Genomic DNA, 11999 nt, shown 5'->3' with positions numbered 1-11999 from the left:
GCGTTACAGTTCAAATTGTACAATCGGGCAAGCCGCCCGGATGTGGACGATTTTTTGTTTTTTGTGCGCTTTGTTGACTTCTATCCCTTCACGCCGCCGAGCGAGATCCCTTGAATGACCTGCTTCTGAAGCACGATAAACACGACGAGCAGCGGCACGATGGCGGACAGCGAAGCCATCATCGTCAAAGACACGTTGTCGGCGAATTCGGACTTGAACAGCTGCATGCCGAGCGGGATCGGGTACAGCTCCTTGCGGATCAGGAAAATAAGCGGGCCCTGGTAATCGTTCCAGCTCCAGATGAACTTGATGATGCCGACCGTCGCCAGAATCGGCTTGCACAGCGGCAGCATGATCCGCAGAAAGATGAGCGTATAACCGGCGCCGTCCATCTTGGCCGCCTCGAGGTAGTCCTGGTGGATGCCGATCATGAACTGGCGCAGCAGGTAAGTGAAATAAATCGAGAACATCCCCATGACGATCAAGCCCATGTGCGAATTGTACAAATGAAACCATTTGAGCAGGAGATACCGGGGGACGAGCGTCGCTTCGTTCGGGATGATCATGAGCGACAGCAGCAAGCCGAACGCCAGGTTCCGCCCTTTGAACCGAAGCTTGGCCAGCGCGAACGCGGACATCGACGAGACGATGAGCGTCAGCAGCGTCATGGCGGCAGCCAGCTTGAGCGAGTTGAAGTAGAACAATCCGAACGGGACGTTGCTCATCCACACTTCCTTAAAATTGTTCGCGAAGTTCCAATGCGCGGGAATCCACTGGATCGGATAAACCATGACGTCCTTCTCGTATTTGGCTGCCGACGACGCCATCCAGATCAGCGGCGTCAGGAACAGCACGGAGATCGCGCCCATTACCGCCGTCGTCAGCCATTTGAATGCTTTGCGCTTTCGCGTCATCATGCCGTTCTCCCCCTCATTCCTCGACCTTCGTTCGTTGGATTTTCCACGTGATCAGCGTGATCGCGCCGACGATTAGGAAGAGCAGCCAGGAGATGGCCGACGCATAGCCCATTCTGAAATTGTGGAAGCCTTCGTCGTAGATGCGATACACGAGCACCGTCGAGGACTCGTTCGGCCCGCCGTCTGTCAGGAAGGCGATCAGGTCGAATACTTTGAAGGAGGCCATCAGCGTGGTGATGATCAGAAAGGAAAGCGTGGGGCCGAGCAGGGGGGAGCGTGATTCTGGCAAATTGCTGCGCCTGATTCGCGCCGTCGATGTCCGCCGCTTCGTACAACTCCTCCGGGATGCCGGACAGGCCGGCGATAAAGATGACGATCTGGTATCCCAGCGCCGCCCAGATCGCGATGACGATGATCGCGGTCAGCGAATAGTTCGTGTCGGCCAGCCACTTCGGCGGGTTCGCGATGCCGAGCCCGATCAGGAACCGATTGATCGGACCCTGGGACGGATGGAACAAAGCGCTCCACACCGCACCGATCGCGACGATGGAGGAGATATAGGGGATGAAGAAGGCGACCTTGAAGTATTCCTTCCCGTACACCTTGGAGTGGATGACGACGGAGAGGAGCAGCGCCAGGACGATCCCGACCGGCACGACGCACGCCGTGTAGGCGATATTGTTTTTCAAAGCCATGAAGATCTTGTCGTCGCCCAGCATCGCCCGGTAATTGTCCAGCCCCACCCATTCGATGGCGGAGAGGCCGCCCACCAGATTCCAGTCGCAGAAGCTCAAAAAAGAGCGAGAACAGGATGGGAAAAACGCTTAACAGCAGCACGCCGACGACCTCCGGAGCCAGGAAGAGCCAGGCGGCGAGCGTCTCTTTTCTTTCGTTGTTCCAATACTTGCGTTGCGATCGGTAAGCCGGAATCCCGGCTTCGACCATCGTCTTTTCCAACATGCTCACCTCGCTCGGAAATGGTTGATAGGTTTACTATAGGCCACTTCCGGCTTGAACGAGGCGTACCGATTTTTACTCCTTTGTGCAAAATATTTACTTCGCTTACCGGTAATCCTTCGGGCTGACGCCGACGTATTTTTTGAATATTTTGGAGAAGTACGTGCGATCCGCGTACCCGAGCTTGATGGAGATCGTCTCGATGTTCTCTTGCTTGCCCTTGAGCATCTGGCACGCCAGCTTCATCTTGAAGCGATGGAGGAAATCCGTAAAATTCATGCCGGTCTCCAGCTTGAAGTAGCGCGACAAATAACTCGGGTTCAAATAAAGATGGTGGGCCACGTCGACCAGCGACAAATTCTCGGACAGATGTTCCGATAGGAAGCGTTCGATCTGCTGGATTTTCGGCTTCCGGTCGACGGGAGGCGTCTTCGTGACGAACAATTCGCCGATTTTCGTGCGGACGAGATGCATCGTATCCTCCAGCCTTACGGTCCTGACCAGGCATTCGTGAAAAGCGTTGTCGCTGTTCCGGTTGTCATCGAGCTCAAGCACCCGGATCCATTGGGACGACCTGAGCTTCCACTCCTCCGGCTCGAGACGCAGCTCCGCCGCTTTCTGTTGAATTTGCTTCAATAAGGCGTCGACCGATGGCTCGTCGTGATCCTTGAATGACCTGCGTAGCTGCTCCCATTCCGCGCTGACGGCGTTCCAGACATCGCTCGTCCACGGCTTGGCGTCGTACGGCGGCATATGGCCGAAGACCGGACCGTCATAATACGAAGACCGGTTCCATTCCTTCAGCTTCTTGTACTGCTGCCGAAGCGACGCGAGGTCTTTGACGGGGCTGCCGTACGACAGGTAGACCTCGATGCCCAGATACGCGCCGACCTTGTCCGTCAGCGTCCGCAAGTACCGTTCGAACGACTCCATGCCTTTCAGGCTCAAGGAAGGCTGATAGTTGGCCACGCAGACGAAGCCTCCGTTCGGATCGATAAAGGTCGTGACCGTCATCGATTCCAGCGGCAGCTCGCCCGATATATTGCCGATCGCGTACAGCAGCAGGTCCGTGTCCGTATAGCGGAATCGGCCGGTAAAGGAGCGATATCGAATCGTGCCGATCGCCATTATGAATTGCGGGTGCTTCCAGTCGATGCCCAGTCTTTGCCCGTACGCGAGCATCCCGGCGTCGGCGGAGCCGGACATGAGCTTTTGAAAAAAGGCTGCTTCAGCACTTCGCGGTTTTTCAGCAAATCCTGCTTGTACGCCAGCTCCCTGCGGCTCTCCTTTTCTTCCTTCAGGAGCTGGACCGCTTTCTGAAGCGAGTCGCGCAGTTGCTCCGCCGTCAACTCGTCCTTGAGCAAATAATCGACCGCCTCCAGCTTGACCGCGGTTCGGGCATAGTGAAACTCTCCGTGGCAGGTGAGAAAAATGAGCCGCACTTCGGGATTCAGCTTTTTGCACGCCTGCGCGAGCTCCAATCCGTCCATTCCCGGCATGCCGATATCCGTTACGATCAAATCCGGCGCCGTCTCGCGAAAATGCTGCAGCGCGCGCTTCGCCGAATGGGCCTGCGCGACGATCTCGAGACCCAGCTCCCGCCAGGGGACCAGCTTGGCCAAATATTTGAGCATCGGCACGTCGTCGTCAACCAGCATCGCTTTGAGCATGCGCATCCTTCCTCCCCATCGGAATCGCGATCCATACCTTCAACCCGCCGAGCTCGCCTGGCATCAGGCGCATGTCCGCCTGCGGGCCGTAGGTCGCCCGAAGTCTTCTCAGGACGTTGAGGAGACCGACCCGCTTGTAGTCGTCCGCCGAATCGGCTTCCGGCTGCCGAAGCAGCGCGTTGAACGCGTTCATTCGCTTTTCCTCCATCCCCGAGCCGTTATCCTGGATCTCGATATGGACGTAGCCTGCCTCTTGCTCGGCCCGAAGCTCGATACGGGGACTCTGGCCCTCATCCATAAAGCCGTGCACGATGGCATTCTCGACGATCGGCTGAAGCAGCAGCTTCGGCAGGCCGAAGTCCGCGACATCGGCAGAGAGACGCGTATCGAATTGCAGCTGAATATCGTTTCGCATTTGCATGATCTCCACATAGTGGCCAAGCAGCTTGCATTCGCTGCGCAGCGTAGACGCCTCGTTGAATTGCAGATAGGCTCTCAAGAGACTCATGAGCGAATCGATTTTTTTGGCTGTGATCCGTATCGTCGTGCAGGACCAGGCTGCATTTGATCGAGTTCAGCGTATTGAGCAGAAAATGCGGCCGAATCTGGGAATATAACGCCTGCAGCTCAAGCACCCGCTTCTGCTCCTGCTCCTGCTCGATGTCGGCGATGAGCGCGTTGATCTGGTCCAGCATCCGGTTCAGCGTTCTGCCGAGATCCGCGATCTCGTCGTTCCCCTCCGCCTGGAACCGGATGTTCCGGTTGCCGTTGCCGAACTGCTTGACGCCGGTCTGCAGCTTGCGGATGGGACGATGCAGCCGCTTGGCCACATAGAACGAGATGAATAGAAACACGACGCAAAACGGAATGACGATCAAAATCGAAAGAAAAAACGTCCGCGAGATTTGCCCGGTGACTTCTTTTTTCGAATTCGCGTAGGTCAGGGACCATCCCGACTTGGGAATGGCCACCGCGTTCCGAATCTCGCCCGACGCCGAAGCGCCTCCCGTGGATGCGGCCATCGGACCGGCAGCGATAAGGTCGCCGTTCGCGTCGGTCAACGTCATATTGCCGGACATGACCTGGCCGAACAGCTTGCCGAAATAGTTGCTGGAAATGACGATCACCAGGGTGGCCAAGTATTGGTTGTCTGCCGGATCCTTCAGCGCTCTCGCGATGAAGTAGTTGTCCGGCTCCCGTTCGTCATCGCTTTTGACCGTGCCGAGCCACTGCAGCACCTTCGGATTGTCCTTGTTGACCCGCCCTTTCACGTCATGCCAGCTCTTCTCGATCTGCGCGGGGGGTCAGCGTCCAAGTTTCCGACGACTCCGCGATGAAATCGCTCTCATTTGCAACGAACATAAAAATATCGGTATTCATCGTCTTGACGGACACCTGGCTGAAGAAGTCCTTAATTTGCTGATAGGCCGCGTAATTCCGCGAGCTGTCGATGCTTTTGATCGTCCGAAACGTTCGGAGGGGGGTCAAGCGCCTGCTTGTCCTGCACGAAAAAATTGGAGGCGTACGCGATATCGTCGAGCATCTTCTCGATGTCCTTCGCCATGACGGTAAGCACCGATTGGTTGCTGAGCTGAATCTTGTCCTTGACGATGCCTTGCGTGGTGGAATAGCTGATGAAGGAGATGAATACCATCGGAAGAAAAATCAAAATCAAGAAGGATGCCTGGATTTTCGTGTAAAAAGAACGATGAAGGAAATGCCGCATCCCACTCCCACTTCCTTATGCATGATCATGAGGAATCCATCTGTCCGCCGTCGTCTTCCATTTCGACTTTTTTTGGATAGAACCCTGCCTGTATCATAATCGAAAAGCACCCGCTTGCAAGCGTAATCTCGTTACGCATTTGTGCATTATTTTTACGTGCGGAAAAAATGATAAAAGCCTCCAATCTGCCGTAGCAGCGTTGAAGGCTTATCTCATTACTCATTTCTCATCGCGCATTGCTTTACTTCATTTGCCCCAGCAAAGCCGGGGACAGTTGAACCTTATTCTCCTTGTAAAGCTCGCCGGTCTTCCGCGGCTTCTGCGGCACGGTGATGGCTGCCACGCCGTCGTCCGTCAGGATCGATGCGGTCAGCCACGCTTCGTTCTCCTGGATATCGACGGTCGGCAACGGCCCAACCTCGCCGAGAGACAGCGCAAAAATCCAGACCGCGCGCTCCAGCGCGTGAAAATCTAAATCCCGCTCCTCGCCCGTCGAGATCACATAGTCCAGGCCTAGGCCTTCCTCGCTTCGCTCTACTTGCAGTTGGAGCTCGCCGTAATCCGATCGGTCGACGACCGCCTCCAACCGCAACGTCGTCTCTCCGATTAAGGTCACGAACCCAGCGCCCGTCTGCGCCGTCGGCAGCTCCACTTTCGCCGCATGGCCGCCGAGGAGGAGCCGGATGCGCAAGTCTGTCGCTCGGAACCTGCCGTTAATGAGGTCGAGTTCCTGATGCCAGCCCCCCGTTATCCGTCGCCAGATTAAAGGCAAACAGCGCCAACCCGCGCGACTGCACGCCCGTGAAAACCGCAGAGCAGAAGTCCTTGCCGTCCTTTAAAAACTGGAGCTGGACTGACACGGCATCGCCGGCTCCGCATGCCACATAGCCGACGAGGTTGCGGCGCTGGTTCCACATGCTTCCCGACGTATAGCTGCCAAGCGACAGCCGCTCGTTTTGATACGTCGTTGCGTAGTTCTGATAGCCCGCCTCGTCCGCCTTCAGCGTCGGCTCCGTGAAGTAACGCTCTTCCGTTGAGGTGAACAGATAGCGGTATTTCTCAGGGCAACGAATGTGTCTCTTTCCCGGCCTCGACTCCTCCTCTAATCCTTGCTCTCGCTCCGGCTCCCGTTTAAGCGCATTTTGAAGAAAGGCGCTTTCGTTCGGCCGCAGCTGCGTCGCGTACGTCCGGCTGTGCGGACCGCTCCACGCGCCCGTCGCAGGGTGATAGTGCTTCGCGATCATGTGCCAGGCAAGGTCCAGCAACTCCTCCGCGTCCGCTACCGCCCCGGCCGTGCCCGACTCGGCGTAAATGCCATGCAGCTCTTCAATCGCGATCGGCGTATAGCAAGGGCTGTTGTACTCCGAAAACGTACCGATGGCCTTCGTGTAGTCGCGGAATGTTCGAAGACGCCGCTCGCCGTAGCTTCGAATCTCCTCCTGGCCGAGCAGCTCGCCGCCGAGCAGCGTGACGAGCGCCCCCCATGATGGCAATGTTCGTGTAATGCGGGCCGACATTGCGAAGGATGATCGCCTGGCAGGCATGGTACACGGCGTCGCGCAGCTTGGCGATGAGCGAAGCCGGAAGTAAAGCGGCGTGGTTTTTCAAGATAAGCACGAGCTTCTTGCCATGGAAATCCGCCATATTCCAGTCGGGACGATCCATCTCGTCCAGCGGCTCTTCGGCGAAATACGGCCAGATCCCATACGTCGAACGACTCGGATCCCGATCCTGCCGGGCAACGACGACCTCCAGGATGTCCGCCGCCCGCTCGGCGTATGCCTCGCCGCCGTATTGCAACAGGTCGAACGCATAGCAGGTCGAGACATACAGCTCGTAAACGAAGGGATGCCGATCGGGCTTTAACGCGGTGTGATACGTTTTCGTCAAAGGGACCCGAACGAGCTTGACGTCGGCATCGTAAGCTTGATCCTTCGCTTGAATCAAGGCGAGAAGCTCGGCGTTCCGCATGATCTACGCGCTCCTTTGCGATATCTTCGCGAGCAGCATCAGCACGAGGCCTTGCCCGTACAGGGTCGGATACGTCGGAACGTCATCCTGGTACGCCTCGATCGTCGGCATTACCGGCGTGCCGCCGGATACCCCATTGACTAGGCCCTCATCCGTGATATAAAGGACAATCGCGCGATAGGCGCGCTCCGCTCCGGCCGCGTACGCCATTTCGTCGCCAGCCAGCTTCATATCGATCGCTTTCAACAATCCGTAAGCAATCCCCGCGCTGCCCGACACTTCCCTGTAAAAGTAGGGCCGGTCCATCACCGTGCTCCATAGCCCATCTTCTTGCTGATAGGCGAGGAGCCCGCGCATCAGCCGCGCGTATCGCTCCTTTAATTCCTGCGGGAGGTCGACCAGCCCGTCGATCTCCGCTGCGATCATCGGAACGCCTGCGGCAATCCAGGCGTTCGCCCGCGTCCAGCGCGCGCCCGACATATGATCGCCCGAAGCGCAGTTCCAGCCGTGGAATAGCACGCCGGTCCGCGGGTCCTGCAGCAAGCGCAGATGAATCATCACCTGCCGAAGCGCCTCCTCGGCGTAAGCCTTGCTTCCGGTCAGCGAAGCCGTTCGCGCCAGAAACAGCACCGCCATGAAGATCGTATCCGCCCACACCTGCTCGGAAAACGCCACGTTTTCCGTCACCGTATGCTCGAACGCCGATTCGCGCGTACGCGGCGCCTCGTGCAGCAGCCATTCGGCGACGCGCACCGCCTCCTCCTTGAAATGGGCATCCCCCCGTCAGGCGGTAGAGCGCAGGAAAAATCGCAAAAGGCGCGATAGAATTAATCACCGTCTTCTCTTGGGCCTTCGCTTCATTTCGGCGCATCCAGTCTTTTAAATACGCGAGCACCCGCTCATCGCGCGTCGCCTCGTAATATTCCAGCAGCGCGATCACGCCGACCCCCGGGACCCAGTCCCAGTGATCGATGTCCATCCCCCCAATTCCCCGCGTGATCCCGTATCATGTGCCGCCATACTTTTTCCGCATAGCCTCCAACCATGGCCGCCCCTGCCCTTCGTACTCTGGTAAATTACCGATTACTTGCACGGTATGTTCGGAAGGGGGAATTCATACGTCTGGCTTGCTTTTGCTTATAAATGAAGCGCCATGGGGTCGTTGCATAGCGTGTAGCCGTTTCGCGCATAGAACGCCCTGCTCTCTTCGCTCGGCCAGACGATGATGAATTCAAACTCGTTCTCCGTCGCCCACGTCCGAATCGCCTTGAGCAGCTCGCTCCCGATTCCCTGCGATCTGTAAGCAGGATCCGTATAAACATTGGTCATATAGGCAAACGGATACGTTTTTCGCCCTGGCCGCGGCACTTTATCGATCAATTGAATGTACACGTGCGATGCGATGACGCCTTCAACCTCCGCTAGCCAAATGCGCCACCGCTCGCCGCGAATCGCTTCTTCCAAAAACGTTCTGCACTCGGCTGCAAACAACTCGAATTCGTCGCTTACATCAGGTTGATGCTCCAGCGTGAATTCCCAGCGCATGCGAATGAGTGCACCGATGTCTTCCGCATACGCTTGTCTGATGCGCATATCCGGTTCCTCCATTTCTACGCAACGCTGCTGTCCAAACATCGAGAATCAAGCTCTAAAATGTTGCGGTCTCTAAGAACCATGAATCGCGTGGAATAGTCCTCGCAGTTTTCGATCGGATATCGCACTTTAGCAATAGCTTCTTCGCAGCTTATCCATCTCACTTGCATGCCTAACTGAATTTCATCTTTAGATAATTCCACGTTCCCCTGTTCACTCGCTACCTTAGCGATAAATTGAGTCTAATATAGAGATAAGAAGTGAAGCCATGAGCAGCTTCAATTCTTAGCTTGTATGATAATAACTCCCCTGCTCGTTAACTCAATAATGGCCACTTACCACAGATTCTAAACTATGATTTCTATTCCTCAACTGAAACTCCTTGGAACGAGTAATAGATAGTTATTAAGTTATTAACGCCTATCGTTTTCTGGATGATATTACTTCCTTCATGATATAATAGGAACATATGTGTGGATATGTGGAGGGATTGAATGACAGCGTCTAGAGAGAGTCAATTGTTAAATATTTTTGAAAACAGATTGCCTGAATTTTATAATACTAAAGATATACGAACCAATCAGGTTCAAATGGCAGTAGATATTGCAACTTTCTTACATCCTAGTCAAAAGCAGAAGAAAATTCTTATTGTTGAAGCTCCCGTCGGAACTGGGAAATCATTAGGTGCTCTTGTGCCTTCTCTTTTAGAATGCTCAATGGATCGTGTTTTCAATCCATTACGAGTTGTATACGCAACAGCAACAATCAATCTACAAGGCCAACTCATGAATAGTGAGGTTCCCCTGTTGGAGGAATTAGGATTAGTACAAAACGCTATCTTAGCAAAAGGCAAATCACATTATTATTGTCACAAAGAAACGATTAGTAATAGGAGGCTAAAGGATTCCCATTTAGTTTCCAAGCTCTCAAAGTTTTATCGAGACGGTTTAACTGGACATAGAGATGAGTACGAAAATGAAAATGGTGAAGTACCTAATGTGCTTTGGGACAAAGTTAGTTTAAAAGCCTCAAAACGCGAATGTGAACGTTGCAACTACTATTTGGCATGTCCTTCAATTCAACACCGGAATCGTTTTTTGCTTCCTAGTAATGATTTACTAATTACCAATCACGAGCAGCTCATACGTTCAGCAATAAACCGACTACAAGAACCCCCATTTCCTCCAATTGTACCAATAAACCCAGGAATCATTGTTATTGATGAGGCACATCATTTCTTGGAGAATTTCCTTTCTCAGACAGAAAGGTCCATAAGCATCCGAAGTTTAACTGAGATTCAAAAAACTTCACGTTTCCCACATAGACTTAAAGATTCATTTGGGAGAATAATTAATAACATTTCAAAAATATTAAGTGACGAATCTGAAAGTTGCGAATCGCTTCAGGGTCGTTATCCATTGGCTACAGAAATAAAAGATAACTTAGGAAAACTTTCCAATATCTTAGAAACAGCTATTGACCGAGTCTATTTCCAAAGTGAAAATAGAGTAGCTGGTCACTTAGATAAAGAAGATGACTTTCTCGATCGTTTAGAAGAAACCCTTGCTTCTGTTAGAAACCTTTTAAACGAAAAACAGTATGTTAGTTGGATGACTCTCGATAATCTAGAACTATCAAGTATACCTGTTAATTTCCCAACTAAATTTAAAGAGATGATTGAACTACTATCGAAAAATAATAAGATCATAGTCATGTCAGGTACACTTACTACCAATGGTGATTTTACTGCTTTTTTAAACCAATGGCGACTACCCAAAGATTCGGTTGAAACAACTTCTTTGACACACTCTTTTCAATATGAAAAACAAGCTCTTATCTACGTTCCTTCTCAACTGGCAGATCCTCGGAAACAGGACGAGTTCTGGTTTGAAGATCAATTGAACCATTATGAAAAATTGCTTACTCTCACACATGGAAGAACCTTATTGCTTTCAACATCAAAGGCACATATGGAACAAATATCAGAACGAATAAATGAGATATGTATGACTCTAGGTGTTTCCTTTTTAAAACAAGAACAGGGGAGCGTAGAACAGCTTACTAAACAATTTAAGAATGATGAAACGAGTGTTTTGCTTGGAAGTGGCAGCTTTTTCTCAGGTTTTTCTATTCCTGGTACCTCATTAGTTTCTGTCGTCTTCACTAGACTTCCTTTCCCTGTACCTGATGATCCATATTTAAAGTTAATAGGCGCCGGATTTGAAGATGTATTTATGGCCGAAGTAACAATCCCTTATATGATGACGAAGTTAAATCAAGGAGTCGGACGGTTAATTCGTGATATAGGAGATTATGGTGTCATTACCGTTTTGGATCCGCGGGTTTTTGATGCAAGTTATGGTGAGCTAATACGTAGTGATTTTGAGAAAAAGGGTTACAGATTCACTAGATCGCTTGTAGAGGTTGAAAATTTCATAAGTGATAAAAAAACAATTTGGTTCACAGGCATCTTACATTCTTTACTCACGCTCCCAAATCAATATTTCCGAAGTTCTTAAAGATTTCACTTATTTACGTAAAGATGAAGTAATTAAAGAGAAAGTATATAAACCAAAAAAAATATAAAATTAATGAAGAACAACTTCAGTTTGCCCAGGAAATCTGCAAACAACGAAACGTATTGTTGTCTACAAAACCAAAATTCGGAGAAGATTTATATAAATTCTTAGTCAATCTTTACTATGAAACATTTAGCGACATTTCACCGGTCAGAGATCATTTCCCTTTTAAAAATGAGGATCAAAAAAGATTCTGTCATTCACTTCACAGGTGATGCTTCACGTACGTATAAAGCAAAGAGTTGTACGCATCCTGCATTCGGATGTACAGGTGATTGTTCTGTTCACTTTAAAGAGGGCTTAGAATCTTTAATTTTATCTACAGGCGGTAAACTCGAAGCAATAAGAGAAGGGAACAAACATTGTTGGTTAATTATTGAGCCAAAGGATAAGAACGATGAGATAATGGAAATGTGTCTTGCACTAAATGAAGCTTCCATTTCTAGTGATTATCAAGGCTAAATGGACTCTAAGTGCAACTAAAAAATGATAAATGCACATCTTGGTCAGTGACAAAAACGTGCATTGATAGTATATATGGTGGAGCCGAGGGGAGTATATGATTCCTGATTGAACTTGCTGACGA

11 protein-coding genes and 2 pseudogenes are annotated in these 11999 nt (G+C 51.6%); 1 reads left to right on the top strand and 12 read right to left on the bottom strand.

Annotation, left to right across the window (positions count from 1 at the left end; genetic code table 11):
* Positions 1-80 precede the first annotated feature (80 nt).
* The 12 genes and pseudogenes from OMP40_RS08905 to OMP40_RS08850 all read right to left on the bottom strand — a co-directional run bounded on the left by OMP40_RS08905 (position 81) and on the right by OMP40_RS08850 (position 8834).
* Positions 81-917, bottom strand: a complete 837-nt coding sequence (locus tag OMP40_RS08905) for a carbohydrate ABC transporter permease (protein ID WP_277530769.1) — start codon at positions 915-917, stop codon at positions 81-83.
* A gap of 13 nt (positions 918-930) precedes the next feature.
* Positions 931-1862: pseudogene (locus tag OMP40_RS08900) on the bottom strand (carbohydrate ABC transporter permease).
* Between the two features lie 117 nt (positions 1863-1979).
* The gene (locus OMP40_RS08895; protein WP_277530767.1) at positions 1980-3080 is read right to left on the bottom strand and encodes a helix-turn-helix domain-containing protein; all 1101 of its coding nucleotides are present in this window, start codon (positions 3078-3080) and stop codon (positions 1980-1982) included.
* Complete coding sequence (locus OMP40_RS08890) at positions 3002-3544, bottom strand: response regulator (protein WP_277530766.1); 543 nt, start codon at positions 3542-3544, stop codon at positions 3002-3004. The genes OMP40_RS08895 and OMP40_RS08890 overlap by 79 nt, the downstream gene beginning before the upstream one ends.
* Positions 3522-3854, bottom strand: a complete 333-nt coding sequence (locus tag OMP40_RS08885) for a sensor histidine kinase (RefSeq protein ID WP_277530764.1) — start codon at positions 3852-3854, stop codon at positions 3522-3524. The genes OMP40_RS08890 and OMP40_RS08885 overlap by 23 nt, the downstream gene beginning before the upstream one ends.
* Complete coding sequence (locus tag OMP40_RS08880) at positions 3835-4815, bottom strand: sensor histidine kinase (protein WP_277530762.1); 981 nt, start codon at positions 4813-4815, stop codon at positions 3835-3837. The genes OMP40_RS08885 and OMP40_RS08880 overlap by 20 nt, the downstream gene beginning before the upstream one ends.
* Before the next feature lie 140 nt (positions 4816-4955).
* Positions 4956-5270: a hypothetical protein gene (locus OMP40_RS08875; protein WP_277530761.1), complete on the bottom strand. Its 315-nt coding sequence runs from the start codon at positions 5268-5270 to the stop codon at positions 4956-4958.
* A 241-nt stretch (positions 5271-5511) separates the two neighbouring features.
* Positions 5512-5961, bottom strand: a complete 450-nt coding sequence (locus tag OMP40_RS08870) for a hypothetical protein (protein ID WP_277530759.1) — start codon at positions 5959-5961, stop codon at positions 5512-5514.
* Positions 5962-5983: 22 nt separating this feature from the next.
* Positions 5984-6763, bottom strand: a complete 780-nt coding sequence (locus OMP40_RS08865) for a hypothetical protein (protein ID WP_277530758.1) — start codon at positions 6761-6763, stop codon at positions 5984-5986.
* A 481-nt stretch (positions 6764-7244) separates the two neighbouring features.
* Positions 7245-7994 carry a glycoside hydrolase family 88 protein gene (locus OMP40_RS08860; RefSeq protein ID WP_277530756.1) on the bottom strand — a complete coding sequence of 250 codons (750 nt, stop codon included), beginning with the start codon at positions 7992-7994 and terminating at the stop codon, positions 7245-7247.
* A gap of 88 nt (positions 7995-8082) precedes the next feature.
* A pseudogene (locus tag OMP40_RS08855) lies at positions 8083-8220 on the bottom strand (glycoside hydrolase family 88 protein); the annotation flags it as partial.
* A 158-nt stretch (positions 8221-8378) separates the two neighbouring features.
* Positions 8379-8834, bottom strand: a complete 456-nt coding sequence (locus tag OMP40_RS08850) for a GNAT family N-acetyltransferase (RefSeq protein WP_277530754.1) — start codon at positions 8832-8834, stop codon at positions 8379-8381.
* Positions 8835-9328: 494 nt separating this feature from the next.
* Between OMP40_RS08850 and OMP40_RS08845 the strand changes: the two genes are divergently transcribed.
* Positions 9329-11353, top strand: a complete 2025-nt coding sequence (locus OMP40_RS08845; RefSeq protein WP_277530752.1) for an ATP-dependent DNA helicase — start codon at positions 9329-9331, stop codon at positions 11351-11353.
* Positions 11354-11999: the final 646 nt, after the last annotated feature.

Source organism: Cohnella rhizosphaerae (assembly GCF_029525575.1).
Taxonomy (GTDB): domain Bacteria; phylum Bacillota; class Bacilli; order Paenibacillales; family Paenibacillaceae; genus Cohnella; species Cohnella rhizosphaerae.
This window is presented reverse-complemented; position numbering and strand designations above follow the sequence as displayed.

Bases quoted from the DNA above. Each gene is read 5' to 3' on its own strand.
- OMP40_RS08905 (WP_277530769.1), bottom strand. From the start codon at position 917: ATGATGACGCGAAAGCGCAAAGCATTCAAATGGCTGACGACGGCGGTA.
- OMP40_RS08895 (WP_277530767.1), bottom strand. From the start codon at position 3,080: ATGTCCGGCTCCGCCGACGCCGGGATGCTCGCGTACGGGCAAAGACTG.
- OMP40_RS08890 (WP_277530766.1), bottom strand. From the start codon at position 3,544: ATGCTCAAAGCGATGCTGGTTGACGACGACGTGCCGATGCTCAAATAT.
- OMP40_RS08875 (WP_277530761.1), bottom strand. From the start codon at position 5,270: ATGCGGCATTTCCTTCATCGTTCTTTTTACACGAAAATCCAGGCATCC.
- OMP40_RS08850 (WP_277530754.1), bottom strand. From the start codon at position 8,834: ATGCGCATCAGACAAGCGTATGCGGAAGACATCGGTGCACTCATTCGC.
- OMP40_RS08845 (WP_277530752.1), top strand. From the start codon at position 9,329: ATGACAGCGTCTAGAGAGAGTCAATTGTTAAATATTTTTGAAAACAGA.